The sequence below is a fragment of the Undibacterium sp. Ji42W genome, assembly GCF_049340405.1.
Taxonomy (GTDB): domain Bacteria; phylum Pseudomonadota; class Gammaproteobacteria; order Burkholderiales; family Burkholderiaceae_D; genus Undibacterium.
In genome coordinates this window covers 98004-121057 of the sequence record NZ_JBMPOV010000013.1, presented here as the reverse complement: position 1 = coordinate 121057, position 23054 = coordinate 98004, and the positions used below count along the sequence as shown (strand labels likewise).

20 protein-coding genes are annotated in these 23054 nt (G+C 53.5%); 8 read left to right on the top strand and 12 right to left on the bottom strand.

Translation table 11 applies throughout. The features are described from left to right. Nucleotides 1-15: 15 nt before the first annotated feature. From ACO0LG_RS24820 to ACO0LG_RS24800, 5 genes are all read left to right on the top strand, one after another. Entirely contained in the window at nucleotides 16-426 is a 411-nt protein-coding gene (locus tag ACO0LG_RS24820; RefSeq protein WP_423030483.1) for a hypothetical protein, read from the top strand. A gap of 178 nt (nucleotides 427-604) precedes the next feature. Further along, nucleotides 605-5767, top strand: coding sequence for an MG2 domain-containing protein (locus ACO0LG_RS24815; RefSeq protein ID WP_423030481.1), 5163 nt, complete (start codon nucleotides 605-607; stop codon nucleotides 5765-5767). Nucleotides 5768-6404: 637 nt separating this feature from the next. After that, on the top strand, nucleotides 6405-8774 hold the full coding sequence (gene pbpC, locus ACO0LG_RS24810; RefSeq protein ID WP_423030479.1) for a penicillin-binding protein 1C: 2370 nt from the start codon (nucleotides 6405-6407) through the stop codon (nucleotides 8772-8774). Between the two features lie 90 nt (nucleotides 8775-8864). Then, a complete protein-coding gene (locus tag ACO0LG_RS24805) occupies nucleotides 8865-9191 on the top strand; it encodes a hypothetical protein (protein ID WP_423030477.1) in 327 nt (108 codons plus the stop codon). Nucleotides 9192-9294: 103 nt separating this feature from the next. Next, on the top strand, nucleotides 9295-9972 hold the full coding sequence (locus tag ACO0LG_RS24800; protein WP_423030475.1) for a DUF2314 domain-containing protein: 678 nt from the start codon (nucleotides 9295-9297) through the stop codon (nucleotides 9970-9972). Nucleotides 9973-10195: 223 nt separating this feature from the next. Here ACO0LG_RS24800 and ACO0LG_RS24795 read toward each other — a convergent pair whose 3' ends face one another. The 4 genes from ACO0LG_RS24795 to ACO0LG_RS24780 all read right to left on the bottom strand — a co-directional run bounded on the left by ACO0LG_RS24795 (nucleotide 10196) and on the right by ACO0LG_RS24780 (nucleotide 13441). Continuing rightward, nucleotides 10196-10624, bottom strand: a complete 429-nt coding sequence (locus tag ACO0LG_RS24795) for a hypothetical protein (RefSeq protein WP_423007269.1) — start codon at nucleotides 10622-10624, stop codon at nucleotides 10196-10198. 137 nt (nucleotides 10625-10761) lie between these two features. Continuing rightward, nucleotides 10762-11220 carry a GNAT family N-acetyltransferase gene (locus ACO0LG_RS24790; protein ID WP_423030472.1) on the bottom strand — a complete coding sequence of 153 codons (459 nt, stop codon included), beginning with the start codon at nucleotides 11218-11220 and terminating at the stop codon, nucleotides 10762-10764. Between the two features lies 1 nt (nucleotide 11221). Beyond that, nucleotides 11222-12283, bottom strand: coding sequence for a serine hydrolase domain-containing protein (locus tag ACO0LG_RS24785; RefSeq protein ID WP_423030470.1), 1062 nt, complete (start codon nucleotides 12281-12283; stop codon nucleotides 11222-11224). A gap of 75 nt (nucleotides 12284-12358) precedes the next feature. Then, a complete protein-coding gene (locus ACO0LG_RS24780) occupies nucleotides 12359-13441 on the bottom strand; it encodes a DJ-1/PfpI family protein (RefSeq protein ID WP_423030468.1) in 1083 nt (360 codons plus the stop codon). An 82-nt stretch (nucleotides 13442-13523) separates the two neighbouring features. Here ACO0LG_RS24780 and ACO0LG_RS24775 point away from each other — a divergent pair, with 82 nt between their 5' ends. After that, nucleotides 13524-14519 (top strand): GlxA family transcriptional regulator, encoded by a 996-nt coding sequence (locus tag ACO0LG_RS24775; protein WP_423030466.1) that lies wholly within the window; start codon nucleotides 13524-13526, stop codon nucleotides 14517-14519. Between the two features lie 23 nt (nucleotides 14520-14542). Here ACO0LG_RS24775 and ACO0LG_RS24770 read toward each other — a convergent pair whose 3' ends face one another. The 8 genes from ACO0LG_RS24770 to ACO0LG_RS24735 all read right to left on the bottom strand — a co-directional run bounded on the left by ACO0LG_RS24770 (nucleotide 14543) and on the right by ACO0LG_RS24735 (nucleotide 21752). After that, nucleotides 14543-15334, bottom strand: a complete 792-nt coding sequence (locus tag ACO0LG_RS24770; RefSeq protein ID WP_423030464.1) for a LytR/AlgR family response regulator transcription factor — start codon at nucleotides 15332-15334, stop codon at nucleotides 14543-14545. A 4-nt stretch (nucleotides 15335-15338) separates the two neighbouring features. Continuing rightward, nucleotides 15339-16550 (bottom strand): sensor histidine kinase, encoded by a 1212-nt coding sequence (locus tag ACO0LG_RS24765; RefSeq protein WP_423030462.1) that lies wholly within the window; start codon nucleotides 16548-16550, stop codon nucleotides 15339-15341. A 56-nt stretch (nucleotides 16551-16606) separates the two neighbouring features. Next, complete coding sequence (locus tag ACO0LG_RS24760) at nucleotides 16607-18076, bottom strand: carotenoid oxygenase family protein (RefSeq protein WP_423030460.1); 1470 nt, start codon at nucleotides 18074-18076, stop codon at nucleotides 16607-16609. A gap of 10 nt (nucleotides 18077-18086) precedes the next feature. Further along, complete coding sequence (locus ACO0LG_RS24755; RefSeq protein WP_423030458.1) at nucleotides 18087-18512, bottom strand: DUF2141 domain-containing protein; 426 nt, start codon at nucleotides 18510-18512, stop codon at nucleotides 18087-18089. 331 nt (nucleotides 18513-18843) lie between these two features. Next, nucleotides 18844-19587 carry a LytR/AlgR family response regulator transcription factor gene (locus ACO0LG_RS24750; RefSeq protein ID WP_423030456.1) on the bottom strand — a complete coding sequence of 248 codons (744 nt, stop codon included), beginning with the start codon at nucleotides 19585-19587 and terminating at the stop codon, nucleotides 18844-18846. Nucleotides 19588-19606: 19 nt separating this feature from the next. After that, entirely contained in the window at nucleotides 19607-20671 is a 1065-nt protein-coding gene (locus ACO0LG_RS24745) for a sensor histidine kinase (RefSeq protein ID WP_423030454.1), read from the bottom strand. A gap of 147 nt (nucleotides 20672-20818) precedes the next feature. Beyond that, on the bottom strand, nucleotides 20819-21319 hold the full coding sequence (locus tag ACO0LG_RS24740) for a cupin domain-containing protein (RefSeq protein WP_423030452.1): 501 nt from the start codon (nucleotides 21317-21319) through the stop codon (nucleotides 20819-20821). A 19-nt stretch (nucleotides 21320-21338) separates the two neighbouring features. Continuing rightward, entirely contained in the window at nucleotides 21339-21752 is a 414-nt protein-coding gene (locus ACO0LG_RS24735) for a carboxymuconolactone decarboxylase family protein (protein WP_423030450.1), read from the bottom strand. Nucleotides 21753-22083: 331 nt separating this feature from the next. Here ACO0LG_RS24735 and ACO0LG_RS24730 point away from each other — a divergent pair, with 331 nt between their 5' ends. Together ACO0LG_RS24730 and ACO0LG_RS24725 are read left to right on the top strand one after the other, a co-directional pair. After that, a complete protein-coding gene (locus ACO0LG_RS24730) occupies nucleotides 22084-22593 on the top strand; it encodes a TlpA family protein disulfide reductase (RefSeq protein WP_423030448.1) in 510 nt (169 codons plus the stop codon). Beyond that, a complete protein-coding gene (locus ACO0LG_RS24725; protein WP_423030446.1) occupies nucleotides 22593-22844 on the top strand; it encodes a DUF4266 domain-containing protein in 252 nt (83 codons plus the stop codon). The genes ACO0LG_RS24730 and ACO0LG_RS24725 overlap by 1 nt, the downstream gene beginning before the upstream one ends. The last annotated feature ends 210 nt before the right edge of the window (nucleotides 22845-23054 follow it).

Below are 23054 nucleotides of genomic sequence, written 5' to 3'. Positions count from 1 at the left end.
ACAAGGTGGAATATCGTGATTGACTACTTCAGCAATGCTATCAAGAACGAGCACATCGTTACCTGGGCACAGGCTGTACGCGCCCTGCTTATCTCGATACCGGTTTTCGTGCTCTTCCTGGTCCTCTCGACCATCATCGTGGGCGGCATCGTCGTCCTTGCTGGTTTTGCCGGGCAGGGCGGGCATGGCAACAACCCCGGCAACACCGAATTCTTTGATTCTGCATTTGGCTTTGCCAAAGTGTTTGGGCTTATCACTTTCCTGAGTTCGCTTGCCGTCATCCGCGCTATTTGTCTGTGCATAGGTGCCGCGTGCCAGGCAACTTACGGCAAAACCAGTATCGCTTTCTTTGTCGTCACTGGCGTACTTGCCGCAGCCTTGTTGTTGATGGTGATCTATTTCACTTATCTGCGACCCACTCCCTGATTTTTGAATCTACCCGGCATATGCCTGGAAATTTCCTTACGAACGTCTGTTGCATTTACCCCCACGGAAGAAATCGTAACACCGGAAGATATCGTAACAAGTGAAAATATTGACAATGCCCATGTCATAATCATTGGGCAAAATTTAAGCAATCATCCAGATCAATCAGGGACACCACATGCAAAGCAAATCGTTCAAAATGGCGATGTTGTTCGCCTTATTCATCGCTATCATAGGCGGCGCATACTGGTACAAGAACAAGAGCCCTGGCGCGTCTGGTGCATCTGATGCGGGTGCTCTGGTCATCAATGATGATCCGAATGCCCCGCTTACTTTAGTGGATGCAGCTGACCGTGGCCTTGACGGTGCACCAGCGCTGGCGCTGACCTTCAGCATTCCGCTCGACAGTAGCAAGACTTATGAAAAATACTTGCAGGTATTCGAAATGCCACCTTCGGCAGCCGACCTGAAAAAAGCTGAGACCAATAACGGCGATGAAGACAATGGCTATGACGACGATGGCCAGCCCAAGAAGGGCAAGGTCAGCACCGTCAGCACCACCGCAGAAGACACCGACAGCAAGGGTGGCAAGCCGGTAGCCGGTGCCTGGGTGGTTGGTGAAAACCCGCGCCTTTTGTACTTCCCGCATATCAAGCCACAAACCCGCTATGTAGTCCAGGTGCAGACCGGCCTGCCTGCGCGCAATGGCAAGACCCTGGGTAGTGAGGCACGTTATTCGATAGTCTCTGCACCGGTTTCCCCCTCCTATTATTTCGCCAGCAATGGCATGGTCTTGCCCGCCAAGCAAAATGGGGGGTTGCCTGTCGTGACAGTGAATGTGCCTGAAGTCGATGTGCAATTCCTGCGTGTCAAAAATGATCAGTTGCCACGCTTCCTCGACAGCGTCATCAATGGCAAACCGAAAAAAGCCGATGCCGCAAAAACCGATAGTGAAGATGGCGAAACTGGCGAGGACTACAACTACGACTACAGGCGCAGCAGTCTGAAAGGTGCTGTCCAGGTTTACCAGCTCGATGAATTGCGCAAGATGTCAGAGAGCGTGTACCTTGGCCGCTTCATGACCGAGCAAAAAGCCAACAAGCGCAGTGTCACCTATATCTCGGTAGAAGACATCAAGGAACTCAAGGACCCCGGTGTTTACGTCGCTGTCATGAGCCAGCCTGGCCGCTTCCGCTATGAATACCAGACTACTTATTTTTATGTATCCGACCTGGGCCTGCACACGCGTTTGTATGACAAATCAGCGGATGCCTTTGTCAGTTCTCTGACGGATGGGAAGGCAGTCAGTGGTGTCGAAGTATCCTGGATGGATGAAGCAGGCAAGGTGCTGGCCAAGTCCGATACCGATGGTGATGGCCATGTGACTTTTGCCGAGCAACCCAAGACAGCCAAGGTCTTGATGGCACGCAAGGGAGATCAGATTTCTGTGCTGGCGCTGAAAGAACCAGCACTGGATTTGTCGGAATACGACATCACCGGTGCGCCCTACAAGGCGACGCGTCTGTTTGCCTATTCCGGCCGTAATCTGTATCGCCCCGGTGAACAATTTGATTTGTCGGTACTGGCACGCGATGCCGATGGCCGCGCCGTGCCTGCCAAGGCCATACAGGCCAGATTGAAACGCCCGGATGGCAAGGATCAGTTCACTGCCACCTGGCGGCCGGACCAGCGCTTTGGTGGTTACCTCGTCAAACGCATAGAATTACCAGCCGATGCGCCTACCGGTTTCTGGACCCTGGAATTGCGTGCTGACCCTGCCGACAAGGTGCCGGGCACGGTATTCCGCTTCGGTGTTGAAGAATTCCTGCCAGAACGCATGAAGCTGGACCTCAGCAGCAAGCTGGCAACGCTGGCCGCTGATAGTGACTACAGTGTCGATGTCGTCGGTAATTATCTGTACGGCGCACCGGCAGCGGGCAATCGCCTGTTGGGCGTGGCGCAGTTTGAACGCAATAAGAATCCGCTGGCCAAACAATATCCCGGTTTTGAATTTGGCGATGTCACCGAAAACGAAGCCAAGACCCGTACTGAACTCGACGAAAGCAAACTGGATGATGAAGGCAAGGCATCTGTCGATGTTGATCTGTCACCTATCGCCAAACGCCGCTCACCATTCACCGTGCGCACTACCCTGAGCCTGCTGGAAAGTGGTGGCCGCCCTGTTGTGCGCAGCATGGAACGCGTAGTCTGGCCAGCGCCTGTGCTGGTGGGCCTGCGCCCCATGTTCACCGGTGAATATGCGCCTGAAGGCAGCCCTGTAGAATTTGAAGTCATACGTTCGGACAGGGATGGCAAATTGCAGGCATCACCAACCTTGCCGGTACGCCTGTTCCGCGAAGACCGCAATTACTACTGGCGCTTTGAAGACCAGCGTGGCTGGCAATCTGGCTTTACTGAAACCGATGAGCTGGTAGAAACCAGTGCCGTTGCCGTGCCTGCCAATGGCCGTGGCAAATTGCGCCTGCCGGTACGCTATGGCCGGTACAGGCTCGAAGTGCTGGACCCGGATACCAAGATGCAAGCCGTGTATCGCTTCTATGTAGGCTGGAGCGCCCGCACAGATGAAAGCCAGGGCGTGCGCCCTGACAAGGTCGCCATGAAGCTGGATAAACCCGTCTATAAGGATGGTGACACGGCACGTCTGACGATAACCCCACCGCATAAAGGTGAAGCCCTGATCACGGTAGAAGGTGACAAGACCCTGTGGATAAAACGCATGGCTGTAGGTGCCGATGCAACGACGATAGATATCCCCCTCAACAAGGACTGGAAACGCCACGACCTGTATGTCTCTGCCGTCGTCCTGCGCCCTGGCAATGAAGGCGACAAGGTGACACCGGCGCGCGCACTGGGCATCGCTCATATTCCGCTGGACAGGGCGGATCGCAAATTGGCCGTGACCATGGAAGCACCCGTCAAAGTGCTGCCTGACAGCACTGTCAAGGTAAAAATCAAGGTGCCAGAAGCCAAGGGCCAGAAAGCCATGGTGACATTGTCAGCAGTGGATGTGGGCATTTTGAACATCACCAAGTTTGTCTCGCCTGATCCGCATGCCTTCTTCTTTGCCAAATTGCGTTATGGCCCGGACCAGCATGATATCTATGGCCGCCTCATAGAAAAAATGCAGGGCCAGAAAGGCAAGTTGAAGTTTGGTGGTGATAACACGCCAAAAGCCACCAAGAGCTTGCCGAAGAAGGTCAAACTCATCGATATTTTCAGCGGCCCCGTGCAACTCAATGAGCAGGGAGAAGCTGAAATACCGCTGGCCATCCCCGACTTCAACGGCACCTTGCGCCTGATGGCCGTGGTGGCTGGTGGTGAGCGCTTTGGCGCCAAAGACGCCGAGATGACAGTCGCAGCACCGCTGATTGCCGAACTGGCGACACCGCGCTTCTTGTCCTTTGGTGACACAGCCATCGTCGCGCTGGATTTGCATAATCTCTCAGGTGCAGGACAAAACCTGAAAGTCAGCATCGATGGCGGCGAAGCCCTGAAACTGACTGAGGCAGAACGCAGCCTGAGCCTGAAAAACCAGGAAAAACAAACCCTGCGCTTTCCTATCGAAGCCAAGCCTTTTCCTGGTTTGCATACCATCACTGTCAACATCAGCGGCTCTGGCATCAAGATGGAAAGAAGCTTTGCGCTGACCGTGCAAGCGCCTACGCCACAAACCCAGATCACCAAACGCTTTACGGTAAAAGCCGGTGAATCGCTGGATATCAAAGAAGCAGACCTGGCAGGCTTGCACAAGGCATCGTTGCTGGCGCATATGGTGGTGTCGAACAAGGCACCTATCGATATCCGCGCTGCTATCCAGGGTTTGCTGACTTACCCGTACGGGTGTGCCGAGCAAACTACCAGTACTGCTTATCCACATGTATTCATTGATGAAGAAGCCGCCAAACGCTTTGGACTCAAGCCTTATACACGCGAGCAAAGGGTAGAAATGCTGGACAAGGCGATAGCCCGCCTGGCCACCATGCAGGCGCCCAATGGCGGTTTCAGCCTGTGGGGCAATGTGTCCGAGTATGAATACTGGTTGTCGGCCTATGTCACCGGCTTTTTGGTGGATGCACGCGAACAGGGTTTTGGTGTGCCAGATGCCATGTATAACAAGGCCCTGGACTTCCTCCTGCGCGGCTTGCAGGAAGGGGTGGCACGTCTTCCTGTCACTGCTCCTGCTGCACCCGCCTCGACAGCAACGGCATCCGCGACCAATGGCACTGGTTTGTGGGAAGAGAACCGTGTGCGTGACAATGGCCGCTTCAGTGTACTGGCGGCAGGTGCTTATGTCCTGTCACGCCAGAACAAGGCACCGCTGGCGACCTTGCGCCAGATGCATGATGCCCGCGGCAATGCGCAATCCGGCCTGGGCCTGATACAACTAGGCATCGCCTTGAAACAAATGGGTGACAAGGCACGCAGCGACGTGGCACTGGCAGACGGTATCAAGAAAGGCCGTGACAATGGTTACTGGTGGTATGACTATGGCAGCAACCTGCGCGACGCTGCCCTGTCCTATGCCCTGCTCGACAGACACCAGATCACGCTGGCTGGCCGCGACAACCTGATCGCTGTCATCGCCAGCGAGATGGAAAAACATCGCTACTACAGCACCCAGGAAAAACTCGCCTTGTTCCTGGTAGGCCGCACTTACAACACGGGTGAAACAGCGCCATGGACAGGCACTTTGGCGATTGCTGGCAAGACCGATGAATTGTCCGCCAAGGCCACGCTGTTCCGCGAATTGCAGGCCAGTGAATTGTCTGCCGGTGTCAAACTCAGCAATAACAGCAAAGACAATCTGTATGTGGAATTGTCCATGACCGGCAACCTGGTCAAGCTGCCACCTGCGAAGAACGACATCATAGAACTGAGCCGCAAGATGTATGCACCGGACGGGTCAGAAATTGGTAACCGTGCCTTGAAGGTAGGCGAAACCCTGATCATGCGCATCACAGCCCGCAGCCGCAACGCCATGGGCACAGGCATGATCGTCGACCGCATCCCGGCAGGCCTGGAAATCGAAAATACCAATATCGTCCAGGGTGAGCAAATGGGTGTTGTAACGATAGACAAACTGAACCCGGCCGAAGTCATGCAAGACCCACGCATCAAGCATGTCGAGTTCCGCGATGACAGGTTTGTGGCAGCTGTGCGCATGGACTGGAATGTACTGAACCTGTTCTACCGCGTGCGGGTAGTAACACCAGGTAAATTCGTCATACCGCCGCTGTATGCAGAGGATATGTACAGGCCGGATTTGTACGGGCAAGCGGGTGGGACGGATGTGTTGACTGTGGTGGAGAGTGGGAAGTAGTAGATATTGAGAGTCGTAGGTTGCGGTTGAACTGTAGGTTGGGCCGGGCCTCGCTAGGCTACGCTTCATCAGCCCAACACTGGGCCTTTGAATAGCGTATTCGTTCATTATGGTTAGACCTAAAACCACTCACACAGAGGCACCGAGACACAGAGGAAAAACGGAGAAACGCTCGTCTATGAACGGCAATTATAAAGACGTCGCTCCAGCGAAGGCTGGAGCCCAGCGGCGTTCGTTGCATTACCGTACTTCGACTAAAACGATTGCCCTTCGCAGATACCAGCCGGGTCTCGGCCCGGCGCCCGAATTCCTTTCTTTGCTTCGCCAAAGAAAGGAATCAAAGAAAGGCGACCGCAGACTTGCCCTTCGGGTGCTTGCGCTGCGCTCCAGCACAATTTGCGCATCACAAAAAATGGGAAAGCTTCGAAACTCGCTACGCTCAAACAACGAAGCTTTCTGATCCATTTTCTGTGAAGCACAAATTGCTACGTCCCAAGCGGTTGAAGATCAAGAGAAAAATCAAAGTCAAAAACAGCAGCAACACCAAAAACAAGATCAATTCGACCACCATCCACATTGCTCGTTTGCCGTCTATTTGATTTTTCCATATCCGAGATTAATAAAAAATTTCCATCGAATGACGCTCAATCTCAAGAAGTACGCCAACTTCACCTATCTGCGCAAAGCCTTGCTCACCCATAAAAAGAAATGGGCAGCAATCATCACCATCGCCCTGACCTTCATCATCGCCGACCTCTGTTTCCCCCTGCCCAAACCAGGTCGCGATTCCCCCTACGCCATGGTAGTCCTGGCCCGCGATGGCACACCCCTGCGCGCCTTCCCTGACAAAGACCACATCTGGCGTCACGCCATCAGCCTGCAAGAAGTCTCGCCCTACTATGTTGATGCATTGACGCAGTATGAAGACCGCGCATTCTGGTGGCATCCGGGTGTCAATCCACTGGCACTGACGCGGGCAGCATGGCAATGGCTGCACAATGGCAAGATCGTCTCCGGTGGTTCTACCATCACCATGCAGGTAGCGCGCATTATTGACCCTACGCCGCATACCGTGCGTGGCAAGCTCAAGCAGGTAGCGCGTGCGCTGCAACTGGAAGCGCATTATTCAAAGAAAGAAATCCTGACCCTGTACCTCAACTATGCGCCAATGGGCGGCGTGCTCGAAGGGGTGGAAGCAGCCAGTCGCGCCTATCTCGGCAAGCCTGCCAGCCGCCTCACGCATGCAGAAGCTGCACTGCTGACTGTGCTGCCGCAATTACCCTCCGTCTTGCGGCCAGACCGTTATCCACAACGTGCCCAAGTGGCGCGTGACAAGGTGATACGACGCATGGAGGGTAACTGGAGCGAGGACATCATTGCAGATGCCCTGACCGAGCCTGTGACAGCGCAAGTTGTGCGTGAACCCCTGCTGGCACCCTTGCTTGCGCTGCGTATGAAGCAACAGGTCAGGCGTACAAAAAGCCAGCAAACCGTCATCCAGACTACGGTTGAAACAGCAATTCAGCAAACGCTGGAAACCCTGCTGGCCGACCGCATACGGCAATTGCCACCGCATGTATCGATGGCCGCCATGGTGATGGACAATGCCACGTTCGAAGTGCTCGGCTATGCCGGTTCGGCAGACTTTAGCGACCGTGAAAGGTTCAGCGATGTCGACATGGTGCGGGCGGCGCGTTCGCCGGGTTCTGCTCTCAAGCCCTTTTTGTATGCTTTTGCACTTGATGAAGGCCTGATCCATTCAGAATCTTTATTATCAGATACGCCGCAATCTTTTTCTGGCTATCAGCCTGGCAATTTCCAGCAAAATTTCAGTGGCCCGGTGAGCGTGTCTGAGGCGCTGGTGAAATCCCTGAATGTGCCCGCGGTTGAAGTGCTGGAACAACTGGGCTCATCGAACTTTGTCTCTATGCTCAGGCGTGGTGGCTTGAAGCTGGAATTCCCGCGTGGCGCCACACCCAATCTCAGCGTCATTCTCGGCGGTGCTGGAGCCAAGCTCGAAGACATGGTCGGCGCTTATTCTTCACTAGCCCGCAAAGGCATGGCCGCCGTACCGCGCATGACACCTGTCGCGCCGCGCAAGGAACAAAGAATGATGAGTGAGGGCGCTGCCTTCATCGTACGCGACATACTGGAAACTGGCGGGCCAGTGGCACGCGCCGTCGAAGGCAATGGCAGTTACCGCGGTATCGCCTGGAAGACCGGTACCAGCTTTGGTTTCCGCGATGCCTGGGCAGTCGGCGTCAGCAACCGCTACACCATAGGTGTATGGGTAGGGCGGCCAGATGGCACACCCAATCCCGGCTTCTTTGGCGCGAATGTGGCCGCGCCCTTGCTGGTGGATATCTTCACCGCCATCCCCGATGGCCGCAGCCCGAGTCCGGGTACGCCACCTGTCACCGTCAGCCAGGAGAAAATCTGCTGGCCGCTTGGCACACGCGCCAGCGAGCAGCCAGAAAAGCTTTGTCCGCTACAACGCACGGCCTGGGTCTTGAATGGTGCAGCACCACCAAGCTTTGCTGACCGCCTGAAAACCGCCTCGCCTATATTCAGTTACTTTGTCGATAGCCAGAGCGGCTTGCGGGTAGCCCCCGAATGCAGCAAACGCCCTATGGATAAATTGCAGGCTGCACGCTGGCCCTCAGCCCTTGAACCCTGGCTGGATGCAGGACTGCGCAAGCTCGCCCTGCCACCCGCCTGGGCAACAGAATGTGCAGCGATCTACAATGCGGATGAAAGCATCAAGATAGTCGGCCTCAGCGATGGCGAAATCCTGCACAGGGCCAGCGGTAAGGAAGTACCCAAAGCCAGGCTGGAAATCCGTGGCTCACAGGCAGAAGTCAGCTGGATGGTGAATGGCCATCTGGTGGCAAACAAGCTGGCCAACCAGTCACAGATCATAGAATTTCCTGAGGCAGGGCGTTATGACATTACTGCCTTTGATGCTTATGGAAGATATGACAGGATCAGTGTGAGCGTGACAAGGTAAAGCTATGTAAAAAAGTGGCTATCTCCACTTTTCCTTCATAGTTTTTGCTTAAGATCTATCCTGTCACCAACACCCTTGAAAGGAAACAGGATGAAAAACTTATTAAACCTGGCCCGTGCCAGTATCTTCATGGCTGCATTAGGTGCCAGCCTGTTTGTTCATGCACAACCACCCGGCGGTGACCAGAAAAAGCCGCCTGAAGCTGGCAAGGATGACAGGCCACCGCGTGAACCACCACCACAAGCCTATGAAGATTGCAAAGGCAAGAAAGAAGGTGCCGTAGTGCAAATCACTACGCCACGCGAAGGCAAGATTTCTGCGACTTGCACCAATTCACCCAAGGGCCTGTTTGCCAAACCAGAGCGGCCACCACGTCCGCCAGAAGACAGGGACAATAATCCGCCACCCAGGAAATAAATTGTCACAATAAAATTTATCTTTGCACAGATAATTTCTATACGCTGCGGATTGCCAGAGTAGAATTTTCTCTTCTGGCACTCCTGCGTGCGATGGAATCAATATGAGTGAAGAAAAATTAGTCCCCGTTTTTATCCCGGCACTGGTCGCTATTCTTGTCAATGTAGAAGACAAGAAAGGCAGCCACTTAAGCTATGACGAAGTCATAGAAATCCGTGACAATGCCAGTGTCATCATGATGGAAAAACCCGATGCTAGCGAACTTGCCGGGTCACGCGGCTATGACGATATCGATCCAGAAAATTGCTGGTATGACTGGCAAATGTGCAGGAGAGATATGGGCCGTAAGCCTGATCTCGACCCCGGTATAAAAATCACCATGAGCAATTCAAACGATGCAAGCATGCAGCAAGCTTTTGCAGACGCCCAACAATCATTGCCACATTTCAGAAAGCTTATCCACAGGAATACTGAGGAAGAATTTTTCCCTCTGATCAAAACTAAATTTGTACTTGCCACTGGCAATATGTTTATGTGGTTGAGAGTGATTGAAACCAGCGATACTAGCTTCACAGGCGAGTTATTTGAAGTACCTGCAGAGTTGCGTGATTATGAAATTGGCGACACTTTCAATCTTGAGGATACAGCCATCATCGACTGGATGATCAATCACGATGGTGCCATGCATGGCGGCTATACCATCAGGGCGCACAGGGCAACGCTGGATGTGGAAGAGCAAGCGAAGCTGGATAAGCATTTGGGTGTCGTCCATTATCTGTGAAAACCATAATTCACTTCACGAGCAAAACTGGACAAACAGTTTCGCCATCTGCTATTGAGAATAGGTCCTTTGAATGCTTGTTGCGTGTAGGTGCGATTAGTGCAACGTAATCGCACGCATGTCTAATCCACAAATACTACTGGCCCTCTTAAAATCATGCTTGCGAGTATGCGTGGCTATTCGCAGCTACGCATGTAGAAAAATTGAAAAATCAATACCGAAACTATTGTTGAAACAAAGTTTGAATTCCGTCATTCCAGGTATACGTATCTAAAATCCAGCCTTTAGGTGTTTTATAGTAATAGAACGTCCATACAATTACGTGGAGCTCTCGCTTTTCGATGTATTGGTGTCGTATGATCGAATCGCCCATGTTGGTTTCTTTAATCAATTCATAGCCAACTGGCGCGCCATATCGTGAATCGTTTTTTTTCCGCTGTGACAGTGACTCAAGAGAACTGGTCAATATTTCCTTGCTTGGAATAGACATAAATTGTTCGATCACTTTAAAGGCATTTGCAGCGTCGCCCTTTGCAAGTTGCACCATGATTTTTTCAGATAACGGCTTAAGTTCGGCTTTTGATTTTAGTGTGTCGGCTTGGACAGAAAACGTCGCCAACAATATATAAATTCCGATAAGGGAACGAATCATATTTTCCTTGATACTCGTGAGTTGAATTGAGTGCATTATGCCTGCGTAGGTGCGATTAGTGCAACGTAATCGCACGCATACCAGAGGCTGAAAAATATCAATGACCACCTTAAAATGAAGCGTGCGAATACGCAAGGCTATGCACCTCTAAATGGTCCATGCTGTGGATACCTCAAATAGTAATTATCAAACTCTGCTACTTCATGCAAAACAAAGCCATGAACAAGGTAAAAACGGTTGGCACCACTGTAACGCAAGGCACCAACATGGATGATCTTTCCGAGTTCGTCGGCTTCTGCCAGTACTAGTTCAATGACCGCACTGCCGAGACCGCGTTGCTGAAAATCCGGATGCAGGTAAAGGTGGTCAAGTAAGAGATCATTGTCCTGCGGACGCAGTACTACAAAACCGGCGAGCAAGTCATGCAGTTTGATGAGCCTGGTGAATTGGGCTGCAAAATTTTGTAGCAGGCGCTGCCGTGCTCTTTCTGCATCAAAGCGGCCTATGCGTTCAAGACTGGGGCGCATGGCGAGGACGCGCAGTTCAGCCAACTGCACGGCATCATTGATCGTACAAGCTTCAAGTTTTAAATTCATATCACGAACAATTTTGTACCAACAATTTCGCCATGTAGATAAACGCATTCTTACTCACTTTAGGCACATCCCACTTACCATCCACAGGTACGCGGCGTTGATGTGCAATGACCATATCCAGTCTGGGGATAACGAGCAAGTATTGTCCATGCAAACCCCAGGCCATGTAGGCGCCTTGCAGTGATGAACCAGCGGGTTCTTCGAGTACCCACCACATATAGCCATAAGCGACATGGCGGGCGGCTGTGCTGGCCGGGTGCATGTCGGATGAGGGGGTGTAGAGGCTGGTGGTCAGGCGCATCCAGTCTGCTGGTATCAACTGCCTGCCATTCCAGTTGCCTTCATGCAGGGCGAGCAGGCCTATGCGTGCCATGTCTCTGGTGGACAGGAGAAAGTGATAGGGCAGGTGGTTGGATTTGCTGCTGTCGCCAAATTTCTTTTGGGCACTGAGTTTGTAGTCTTGTAGTTGCAGGCTTTGTGCGATGTCTTCGTCAAACAGCTGATAGACACTTTTGTGGGTGGCGTTTTCCAGTGCAGTGCCGGCTGCATTAAAGTCCCAGTTGTTGTACAGAAAATAGCTGCCGGGTGTTTGCGTGCCACGCGCGGGTGCGTTGGCGAGATCATCGCCGCTATTGGCGGCGACATGGAACACACCTGAGCGTGCGGTCAGCAGGTCGCGCAGCCTGGCTTGTTTTTCTGTGGGCAAGAGGCCACCGACATCATCGATATTTGCGGCCTCCAGGGTCTGGTCGAGATTGATAGCTCCATTGGTGACGTATTTGCCATACAGCATGGACAGAATGCTTTTGCGCTGTGACTCTATGATGCCCGGTACTTCTACAGGGCCACGGCGGTACAGGATGCGGCCATCCTTGATGGCGAGCAGGGCTGTCGTAGCCTGTTTTTGCACATAGTTATCGAGCTCAGCCTGGCCCTGTTTGCATTGCGCCATGGTGCTGGCAGTGTCCTCCCATTCTTTGCCCGGGAAGACACTGGTGGCATTGGCCGCCAGTGCAAGGCCCATCAAGAGTATTGCCAGCAATTTGAATCTGTAAGCAAACATGGTCGTCCTTTTGCGTTAGCACAGCAATACTTGACCAGTTTACATGGAGTTGGTTCAGCTTCATGATGTATCTTACTATTGCGGATATTCCATAAAGGTACTGACCATGGCCCTGGTCGCCAGCCCATAGGCCTTGCCTATTTCTTGCAGAGCCTGGTCCATGGCTCTTGCCGGCGCTATCTCTGTCAGCCAGTTGTGTTCTTTTTTTATTCTGTCCAAGGCAGTTACACTAGCCACTGCATCCGGCAACAGTTGCAGGCCGTAGCGACTCTGTACTGCCTGCTTGCTGCTGGCATAAGTTTTCACTTGCGAACGGTAGGTGCGCGACCAGGCATCGGCATACAGGGCCAGGGCGATATCGTTGACGCCTGCGCTCAGCGGTAACGCGATTTCTTCATGTGACCAGAAACGCAGCCAGTTGCCTGTGATGGTCGTGGCATGGGCAAAACGCATTTTGAATTGCTGGCTGTCATGGGTGGATAAGTAATCTTTTATCCCCAGCTCAGAGGCCAGCGCAGTGGCACGCTCGTGACCGGCAATAGAGGCGACCAGCGCCAACGATGCGGGTAGGGAAGCTGTCACGCCTGTCGTAGTGATGATCTTGCCATCAGCGAGGTAACGCTGGTTGCGCACCCAGGTCGTGCCGGGGAATTGTTTTTGCAGGCTGTCCATGGAATACCAGAAACCCACTGCACGGCGCTGCTCCAGCAAACCCGCATGCGCCAATACCCAGACGCCGTCGCAGATACCAACGATGACTGCACCTTTGGCAGCCTGGGCCCTGACCCAGTTTTGCAGTACCGCAGCCTGCACATTATGCACAGCCGGGACGATGACATAGTCCGCCCCTTGTGGATAAGTCTGGTCAAATCCTGCCATTGTCGTCTCCGCCTGCATTGTGAGCGCGGGATAGAGATTGACCACGCCGCTGCCGGTTGCCACGGACAAGACTTGCGCGGCACCTGAAGCCTTGAGTACGGCATAAGGCACGACAAAATCGGTCAGCTCTGTCATTTCATTATCGGCGACCACGGCAACGACAGGCTGTGTGCGACCAAAACGTGGCTGATAGTCAGGTAAAGGCGTGGACAGGGTATCTGCAATAGCCAGGGAAAAACTCAGGGCCAGGAACAGGAAGAGCAGGATTTTTGTTTTCATCAGTACTCCGGGGATTTATCCACAGGCACACTATAATCATCAATATCTTGGCCGTAGTGCCAATCTTGTCGCAAATTCTGCCATGAATAAGCATACCCGCACTATCGTCTTCATTACCCTGGATGGTGTACAAAGCCTGGACCTGAGTGGCCCCATGGAAGTGTTTGCCGTGGCCAACCTGCACAGGCCGCCAGGCATGCCTGCCTACCGCCTGATCGTCGCCAGCCCGCATGGTGGTGTCATCACCACCCACGCTGGGCTGGAAATACATGGCGTATGCGCACTCAGGGATTTGCCAGCAGAGATTGATACCATCATTGTTACCAGTGGCAGTGAAGCCGCCATGCGCGAAGCTGCGGCGGAGAATATCCTGCTGCTCTGCTTGCAGGCACGCAGTAAAAATACCCGTCGCATCGCCAGCGTTTGCGTAGGTACACTGGTGCTGGCTGCTGCCGGTCTGCTCAATGGCCGCCGCGCCACCACCCACTGGAATAGCTGCGCGCTGCTGCAAAAGCTGTTTCCTGAGGTGAAGCTTGATGCCGATGCGATCTACACCGCCGACGGCCCCATCTATACGTCAGCAGGGGTCACGGCTGGCATAGACCTGTGCCTGTCGCTGCTGGAAGCTGATGGTGGCCCGGCACTGAGCCTGGCGGTCGCGCGTGAGCTGGTGTTGTACATGCGTCGCGCCGGTGGGCAATCGCAATACAGCCACACCCTGCAAAGCCAGGTCTCATCGCAAAACCAGAGCAACCCGCGCCTGCAACAATTACTCAGCGAAATACGGGCACAACCCAGGGGTGACTTGCGTACCCCTGCACTGGCGGCGCGGGTGCATATGAGTGAGCGAAATTTCTCGCGCATCTTCCAGCAAGAAACTGGCAGCACACCGGCACGCTTTGTCGATGCTGCCCGACTGGAATTTGCCAAGAATTTACTGATCACGACCAGTTGGCCTCTGGCCAGGATTGCCGACCATTCAGGTTATAACAGCCTCGATACCCTGCACCGCAGTTTCATGAAGCATCTGGGGACGACGCCTGGATTTTTCAGGGACAGGTTTGGCAGTGCGGCTTGATATCCATCCACGTCGCACCCAAACTACATCTGCTTGAACAAGTGCAGATAAGCACGGCTGACGAGTAATTCTTCGGGCCGCTCTTTGAGCTTGAGCAGAGTGCGGCCACGAAAGTCACGCGTGGTGCCTGCTATGTGTTTGACGGCGACTATCGTGCCGCGATGTATTTGCCAAAAGCGGCTGCTGTCGAGACCATCCAGCAATTCTCTCAGCGGCATGCGTATCAGTGACTCATGCGTGGTTGTGAAGACAGAGACGTATTTGTCATTCGCCTCGAAATAAATCACCTCATCGATGGAAATCAGCCGGATGTCATTGCCATGTGCGGCGCGTATCCAGTCCAGGCGCCCCGGTGTGGTGGCCGGATTCGTCGCTGTCATGGATGTCATGACGGACATCAGCCTGGCAAGTACATCTGCAGCAGGTGCTGTACCGTCTGCGTCTGCCGCAGCGAGCTGGCGCTTGAGTTTTTCTACACAACGGTCCAGCCTTTCCCTGGTCGGTGGCTTGAGCAGATAATCGACAGCCTCGCGCTCGAAGGCATCTACCGCATACTGGTGGTAAGCGGTCACAAAAACCACCAGCGGTACAGCCTTTGCAGCTTGCAATTGGCTGGCCAGTTCCAGCCCGCTCATGCCCGGCATGCGGATATCCAGAAAGGCGATGGAAGGTGAGAGTTCGTTGATCCGGCGCAAGGCATCTGCACCATTGTAGGCCTCGGCGATAATCTTCAGCTCAGGCCAGAGCACTGCCAGCTCGGCTTTCAAAAAATGGACGAGGGTGACTTCATCGTCTGCTATGAGTGCGGTAGGCATGTTTTTATCGTGACCTAAATTCAGGTGTGCGTTGGAGTGGCAAAGGCAGATGCAGGCTCACGCTGACGCCGCCTGCGGCATTTTCCGTGATGTGCAGGCTGCCTTGTTTACCATACAGTGCTGCTATACGTTCACGCAAGTTAGCCAAGCCTACCCCGCCACCTGGCTTGCTGCTGGCAACCATCTGGAAACCCACACCGGTATCGCTGATGACAACATGCAGATGATCCATCTCTACGTGTGCCTTCAACAGAATTTCGCCGCCTTCAATTTTGGGTTCCAGGCCATGGCTGATGGCATTTTCGACGACAGGCTGCAAGAGCATGGGTGGGATGGACAGGCTGGCGGCATGGTCTGACAGTTCGATGCGGTAGCGCAGGCGTTCGCCCATGCGCAGCTTCATCAGCTCCAGATAAGCGCTGATCGTATCGATCTCGCTCTGCAGCAGGGTATCGCTGTCACGGCTGGCCGACAAGGTAGCGCGCAGGTAATCAATCAGGCGTTCCAACAGGAGACGGGCGCGCGCTGGATCAGGCTGTATCAGGCCGACCGCATTGGCCAGAGTGTTATACAGGAAATGTGGCTCTATTTGCGCCTGCAACATGCGTAGCTGCGCCTCAAGCGCACGGCGCTCGAACTCCAGGACACGCCGCTGTTCTGTCGCGATTCTTTCCTTGTCCAGCAACTCGCGCTCGCGTATCAGATAGGCGAACAACAGCACGCAAGAAACCAGCATGGAAACGACGGCAAAGTTAAAAATGACGCTGGGCTTGAAAAAATTCACATGCAGTGCTGCCGGATTGATGAGTATGACAGCAAGAAAATAGCCAACAAAAACACCGCAGCTAGGCACAACCGTGTAATAGGCTGCCCACTTCCAGCCACGTATATTCTCTAGCCCTGGCCCAAGCAAAAAAGAGCTGAGCGCGAACAAGACATGGATGGAATAGGAAATCGACATAGCGATGACAAGATTATTCCATAGCTGCGCAAAAAACCGTTCTCGCGACAGGTTATATGCGTACAGGGCAAAAAAGAACAGGGCGAAACCCAGGCCCAGTATGAAGGTATACACCAAGTCGCGCAGTATGCCCGGCTGCCAGCGACGGAAGAAAGGAATCAATGCAAGAGGATGGTCGCTGGCCTTGTGGATGCCGGGTGAACTGTTTATTGGGTTGGCTGGGTTGGCTGGATTGACAGGCGCTTGTTTCATCATGACAGTCTAAACAGGTGGACAGGGGCTGGCAAGCTAGCCCCTGTTTCAGGACAGCCTCACGCCGCCAAAAAATTACCATGAAAGCATAATGGTGCGGCATAGGGCAGGCGTGCGCGGGCCAGTGGGCCTTGTGACAAATGCGCACCATCAAAGACGTTAAGCACCGTCTGCGCATTTTTCACATGGTAAGCCACGCCCAGCAGCCATACCCCTTTAGCCCTCACCTTGGGCACGGGGATGTGTTCTTCGACTACCCAACCCTGACCATAGTTGTATCTGTCCTGGCGGCCCGTTTCCATATCGATGCTGGCTATGCCTGTCATGCCAAATTCTGATGACTTGTCGCCAGTCGTCACGAAGAGCTGGCGGTTACGCATGCCCATCTCGATCGGTGATACGCGGGGAAATTCTGTCGCGCTCATCAGTTTTTCGCTGCGTGCCGTTCCCTGGTTCAAATCCAGCGTGATGAGCACCGTATCAGCATTTTGCAGTTTCCCGGTGTCGCCACGCATGATGCTACCCAGGCCCCTGAGGCTGCTGTCGTCTGCCGCCATGCTGGCATCCAGCCGTACGGTATTGCCTTCGTCCCAGCCATTACCGGAGTGAAAGACCATGCCTGCGGGCATTTCTATGATGCGGCGCAGGCTGAAATCTGCACGATCTACCACCACCGCACGCATTGGGCGCTGGCCATTCCAGACATGCGAGCCCAGATAGCTCTGGTCCGGTGAATTACGCAAATCAAACGGTGGCACCAGGAAGATCATGTACTTTGCCGTTAACACGAAATCATGCACCATGGGTAATTGCGGTACATTGACCATGCCGAACTTGCCCAGGCTGCCATCGGCATCGATGCGCCATAACAGCAATTTGTTGGCACCCGGTGCCACACCAAAATTCCACAGCACACCATCTGGCGAAATCCTTGGATGAGCAGAAAATGGCATGGCAGCCAGATCATCGCGCCAAGTCTTGATACCCTCGGTCGCCAGGCTGGCCGGATTGAGCTCTGTGGCCGAGCCGCCTTCCCACAACGCATACAGCTTGCCTGCATGCGGCACGGCATTGGTGTTGGCGGTATTGACCGTATCATTATTGCCTACTGGCCTGCGGCTGAAGCCGGTACCAAAGGCGGGATAGAGAAACTGCCCTGCGGCAGACTCTTCGACAAACTTTTTGGTACGCACGAAATGCGCCTGATGCCGTACCCGGCCATGCTCCATTTGCCACGCATGTACCATGCCATCGCCATCAAACCAGTGGCGATAGCGCTCATCACCGAGCTCAAAGCGCGCCGGGCCATTGCGGTAGAAAGTGCCGTTGAGACCGGCAGGCCAGCGGCCTTCGACAACTGCCGTACCACCCGGTATATCTGCGTCGTGGTTGCTGAGCACAGCAAGACGTTGGTGGGCCGGCAGGCTCGCCAGAAAGGCATCCCTGGTTTCATCTGCATATGCTCCGGCTGGCAGTACTACGGCTGGCAGCGCTGCCAATGCACCGCGCAGGAAATGACGCCTGTCCATGGCTCGCCCCTTAGCGCAGTTTGATGCTGATGAGCTTGCCAGCATCCGGCAATTGCACCAGCGACTGCGCAAAGCTGGGTGGCCCGTAGCTGCCCGCAGCATCATTGCTGAAGCCATAAGGCTCGACAGGCATGCCTATGGGATTGGTATCTAGCTTGCCATTGCTGTTCTCGTCCTGGAACACACTGAGAGCATAATCGCCAGGCGGTAAACCAGTAATGAGCAGTTTGACCTTGTCAGCCTGGGCGTCGGCAGCCGCTACCTTGTAAGGTTGTTTCAGGAAATTTTCTGACTTGTCATATACAGCGACCATGACCTTGCCTTTGGCGCTTTTGAGCCCAGTCACTTCTACTGTCAACTCTGCCCCCTGTGCCACGCCAGTCATTGCTAATACAACACCTGCCGCAAAAATAATAGATTGAAAAAAGTGTTTCACCGTCTGTCTCCCGTAGTTTGCATCGCCGCTTGCGATACCTGTATCTTGCCGCGCCTGAGGTAGGCTTGCCGGGGTATGCGACGAAGGCTGACCAAACGGGCGCGAATTGCTTATCAGGTTCGCGAACTGCTACAGAGCCAGGGGAACCATGTCTTTAGGAGCGGCTTTAGCCGCGAATGGCCGATACAGACAGAAATACGCGTTCGGCGTATTGTTCGCAGCTGAAGCCGCTCCTGCTGGGCATAGAAAATAGGGGCATCGTCAATCGACAGAAACCCATCCCCATCCCAACCTTCCCCTTGAAGGGAAAAGAGTAAAAAACCACAAAAACTCAAATCGACATATCCCGCAACATGCGAGAAGCCTCGCGATTCGCCAGCAACACACTGCCATCACGCATATGCAGGCGTAATTGTGATTGCTCGTCGGCTTTCATGGATTCGACAAAATCCAGGTTCACCAGCAGCGAGCGATGTATGCGTATGAAGCGCGCCGGGTCGAGGCGGGTTTCGAGTTCGGTGATGCCCAGCCTGACCAGGTGAGTCCGGTCACCGACGATGATGGCGGTGTATTTGGCATCGGCCTTCAGGTAGGCGATGTCGTTCACATTGACCGGGAAGATATGGCCACGGTCGCGCACCAGTATGCGCTCGAGCCTGCTGGTTTCACGGCCTGCGGCGAGATTCAGCGCATGTTCCATGGCTTGCATCGATGGCGGGGCATCCAGCAGGCGATCTACGGCTGCATCAAAGCGTTCACGGGTGAAGGGCTTGAGCAGGTAATCCACGGCATGCAGTTCAAAGGCTGTCACGGCATACTGGTCATAGGCGGTCGTGAAGACAATTTCTGGCAAATGGCTGAGGCGGCGCAAGACTTCAAGACCGGTCATTTCGGGCATTTGTATGTCCATGAAGACCACGTCAGGTTTCCGCAAATTGATTTGCGCGAGAGCCGTGACGCCATCGGCAGCTTCACCGATGAGGCTGAGTTCTGGCCTGTCGCTGACGGCATCGCGCAAGACTTCGCGGGCCAGGGGTTCATCTTCTGCAATGAACGCAGTTTTAATTTTACTCATGATTTGATTCGCTCAAGCGTCACATTGAGGAGATAGGAATGATCAAGCATATTTCAAAACCTTGCCCAGGTGCGGTATTTATGCTGAAGCTGGCGCGTTTGCCATATTCAAGGTGCAGGCGGCGCTCTACGGTTTTGACACCTATGCCGCTGGAGGCATGGACATCGGCCAGGTCCGCACCGGGGCCATCGTCCCTGATGGTGATTTCCAGCTCGCCATGCAGGGCCTTGAGCCTGGTTTTGATGAGCAGATTGCCAGGCTGGCTGCGCGGGTTGAAGGCATGCTTGATACTGTTTTCTACCAGCGGCTGTACGGTCAGCGGCGGGATGCCAAAGCCACCCGCCATTTCATCGAGTTGCCATTGCACATTGAGCCTGTGTCCGAGACGCAGGGCTTCCAGATTCAGGTAATCGCGGACGAAATTGAGTTCATCTTCGAGAGCGACATGGGTAGTGCCGTTTTTCTCGGTATCAAGCACATAGCGCAGCATGTCAGAAAAGCGGAACAATGCGGCCTCAGCCGCCTTGCCATCCTTGCGCATGAGGGCGATGATGGAATGCAGGGTATTGAACAGGAAATGTGGATTGAGTTTATTGCGCAAGCTGGCCAGCTCGGCCACCACCAGCAAACCCTGGGCCTGGGTCGCAGCCAGCACCTGTACGCGGCGCGCCTCGCTGGAACGCACCGAATGGAAAATAGCCGCCACCACGCCATACATCATGAGGCTGTACAGGAAAGGCCAGATATAGGCACTCAGGGGCCGGACGGCTTCGATTTCCTTGACGTGCACGATCATTTGCATGAAACCACTGACCAGATAGTGCCAGAAAAACCCGAATACCACCGACAACAGGATATGGGTAAACACGATACTCAGAGGCCGCAAACCCTTGCGCTCCATGAAGCCGGTCATGGGCCAGATAAACGCCAGGGTCAGGGCTGCAGGCAAGGTATTGATTTCTGAATACATCGCCAGTTGCAAATCAAACTGGCCTTTGGACAAGCCGTCAATCTGTATCGCGAAAGCGATCAGTATGGAATAGGCTATCCATGCCAGGGTATAAAAAAGCCACATGCGGCGCATCGTCATCCTTTCCATCAACCTGATGCAATGACAGGAGTATCCGGCAATTCTTGCCAGACTGCCACTGTCATGACACCAAATGAGGAATTAAGGAGCTTAAATGTACTTAAGGGCGCTTAAGGCGTTTCAGTGCATGCCTGCCTGTGATTAATCCTTCTCACGTTCCCAGTATTGCAGCGTGGCTGCCTTGTCATATCCCTCGCCCGCCAGCACCACACTGATGCGGTTGCTGTCCGGATAAACAATCACATCATGTGGATTACGCTCACCGATGACCAGGTAGCGGCATACCGCATCGGTATGATTGAACAGGCTGTGACCGACCTTTTGCCCGGCCGGGAATACCATGTAATCACCGGTTTTCATGAGGTAGGTCTGCTCGCCCATGCGCAGGGTCAGGCTGCCGTCCAGCATCATCAACTGCTCTTCTTCCAGATAATGATAATGGTTGGGGCAGGCAAGTTTGCCGGGTGCCAGTTCTTCCATGCACACACCTACGTGTTGGCAGCCGCCATATTGGCCTAGCTGGCGGTAACGTGAACCAAAACTCTGGCCGTGGGAATATTCATCCCAGGGCACATCTTCTACCGCAAACGGACGGGTCACCCCGTCTTCAGTGAGTGCGATGGCTTTTCTTTTCTCTGTCATACCAGCTTCCTAAGGAATATCAGGTGGCTATTGTTTGGTCGATGTCTATCTTGCCCATCTCCAGCAAGACTTCATGGGCAGAGCGGTAAGCGTCAATCGCCAGCGGCATGCCGCAATACACGCTGGCGTGTAATAGTACTTCTTGTATTTCTTTCATACTTGCGCCGTTATTGACGGCACCGCGTACATGGCCCTTGATCTCATGCGCACGCCCCATGGCTGTCAGCATCGACAGGGTGATCAGGCTGCGGGTTTTCAGATCCAGGCCATCGCGGCACCAGACTGTGCCCCAGGCATTGCGGGTAACGAACTCTTGTAGCGGTGCAGTAAAGGCATCGGTATTGCTGAATGCCTTTTCGACAAAGGCGTCACCCATGACTTGCTTGCGTATGTGCAGGCCATCGTCAAATTGCTGGTCGGTTTGGCGGTTCATTGTTTTTTAAACTCCATTGTTATCTTCCATGAAATGAATGCTAGCCAGATCAGTATGCAAGGTCAAAACAGCAATGTAGTTTGTTGTTTTTAGGCAGTCATATCTTTTTCAATAGAAAATATATTCATTTGGGCAACTTGTTGTGGAGCAGACTTGTTTTAAGGACATTTCCCCGTTACAGTTCATTACAGAAAACCTGCTATCTTTACCAAAGCCAGGATTTATTTGTTCTGCGCTGGGATTATGATGGATGTAAAACACAGTTGTCTGCGCTCAAGCTGATCTAAAGCTGATATGGCACTGGCAAACACTTATCCTGCAAGGCAGCTCCATGACATTGTTGAAACTGAAGATAGCAGCAGCGACCGCATCACTGGCTATTGTCGCAGGCACCTGTCTGCCAGCGCTGGCACTGGAAACTGGCAAACCCGCACCGGCATTCAGCGCTCAGGCTGGCAAAGGCAATGTACAACTGGCTGATTATCGCGGCAAAGTGGTTTATCTTGATTTTTGGGCATCCTGGTGCGGGCCGTGCAAGCAATCCTTCCCGTGGATGAATGCCATGCAAAGCAAATATGGCACACAGGGCTTGCAGGTAGTGGCGATCAACCTCGACAGCAACCCTGAGGAAGCACAGGAATTTCTGAAATCCACGCCTGGCAATTTTCAGATAGCCTATGACCCTAAAGGCATCATGCCGCGCCAATATGAAATCAAGGGCATGCCCAGCAGTGTACTGATAGACAGGGATGGCAAGATCATTTCGCAGCACGCAGGATTTAACGAAGCCAGCAAGGCAAAAATTGAACAGGCAATCATCAGCAGTTTGGGGAGTAAATGATGAAACAATTCATAAGCAGGAAACTTCTGGGCAAACTGGCCTTACTTGGCCTGGTTCTGTCCTTCAGCGCCTGCGGCAATATGCAACTGGTGCAGGCTGTGCAGCCCTGGGAAAAGGGCAAGCTGGCGAAAAAAGAAATGACGTTTGACCACGACCTGCTGGAAATCAAGTTCGCCGAACACACCTATTCGAGCAAGGAATCTGCCTTTGGCGGTGCAGGTGTTGGTGGTGGCGGCTGTGGTTGTAACTAATTAGGTTTTACGCAAAATCGCCCCAGCTACGTTGTAGCTCCGGCATCTAGCAAGATTCGGTACTAAAGTACTGTCTTCGTCGCTACGGTGTAGTCGGGGTTTCAGACAATATATTGTCTGCCGAGGAAACAAACATCCCTTGAAAGGGATGTTTCACAAAGCGGCAGCCTTGCTGGGACAATTTTGCGCGAGCCCTATCAATGAATAAAT

Excerpts from the sequence above, each read along its gene's own strand:
- ACO0LG_RS24795 (WP_423007269.1), bottom strand. The coding sequence starts at position 10,624 with ATGATTCGTTCCCTTATCGGAATTTATATATTGTTGGCGACGTTTTCT.
- ACO0LG_RS24745 (WP_423030454.1), bottom strand. The coding sequence starts at position 20,671 with ATGCGCCGCATGTGGCTTTTTTATACCCTGGCATGGATAGCCTATTCC.
- ACO0LG_RS24735 (WP_423030450.1), bottom strand. The coding sequence starts at position 21,752 with ATGAACCGCCAAACCGACCAGCAATTTGACGATGGCCTGCACATACGC.
- ACO0LG_RS24765 (WP_423030462.1), bottom strand. The coding sequence starts at position 16,550 with ATGATGAAACAAGCGCCTGTCAATCCAGCCAACCCAGCCAACCCAATA.
- ACO0LG_RS24775 (WP_423030466.1), top strand. The coding sequence starts at position 13,524 with ATGAATAAGCATACCCGCACTATCGTCTTCATTACCCTGGATGGTGTA.
- ACO0LG_RS24760 (WP_423030460.1), bottom strand. The coding sequence starts at position 18,076 with ATGGACAGGCGTCATTTCCTGCGCGGTGCATTGGCAGCGCTGCCAGCC.
- ACO0LG_RS24740 (WP_423030452.1), bottom strand. The coding sequence starts at position 21,319 with ATGACAGAGAAAAGAAAAGCCATCGCACTCACTGAAGACGGGGTGACC.
- ACO0LG_RS24800 (WP_423030475.1), top strand. The coding sequence starts at position 9,295 with ATGAGTGAAGAAAAATTAGTCCCCGTTTTTATCCCGGCACTGGTCGCT.
- ACO0LG_RS24780 (WP_423030468.1), bottom strand. The coding sequence starts at position 13,441 with ATGAAAACAAAAATCCTGCTCTTCCTGTTCCTGGCCCTGAGTTTTTCC.
- ACO0LG_RS24750 (WP_423030456.1), bottom strand. The coding sequence starts at position 19,587 with ATGAGTAAAATTAAAACTGCGTTCATTGCAGAAGATGAACCCCTGGCC.
- ACO0LG_RS24785 (WP_423030470.1), bottom strand. The coding sequence starts at position 12,283 with ATGTTTGCTTACAGATTCAAATTGCTGGCAATACTCTTGATGGGCCTT.
- pbpC (WP_423030479.1), top strand. The coding sequence starts at position 6,405 with ATGACGCTCAATCTCAAGAAGTACGCCAACTTCACCTATCTGCGCAAA.
- ACO0LG_RS24770 (WP_423030464.1), bottom strand. The coding sequence starts at position 15,334 with ATGCCTACCGCACTCATAGCAGACGATGAAGTCACCCTCGTCCATTTT.
- ACO0LG_RS24805 (WP_423030477.1), top strand. The coding sequence starts at position 8,865 with ATGAAAAACTTATTAAACCTGGCCCGTGCCAGTATCTTCATGGCTGCA.
- ACO0LG_RS24730 (WP_423030448.1), top strand. The coding sequence starts at position 22,084 with ATGACATTGTTGAAACTGAAGATAGCAGCAGCGACCGCATCACTGGCT.
- ACO0LG_RS24725 (WP_423030446.1), top strand. The coding sequence starts at position 22,593 with ATGAAACAATTCATAAGCAGGAAACTTCTGGGCAAACTGGCCTTACTT.
- ACO0LG_RS24790 (WP_423030472.1), bottom strand. The coding sequence starts at position 11,220 with ATGAATTTAAAACTTGAAGCTTGTACGATCAATGATGCCGTGCAGTTG.
- ACO0LG_RS24815 (WP_423030481.1), top strand. The coding sequence starts at position 605 with ATGCAAAGCAAATCGTTCAAAATGGCGATGTTGTTCGCCTTATTCATC.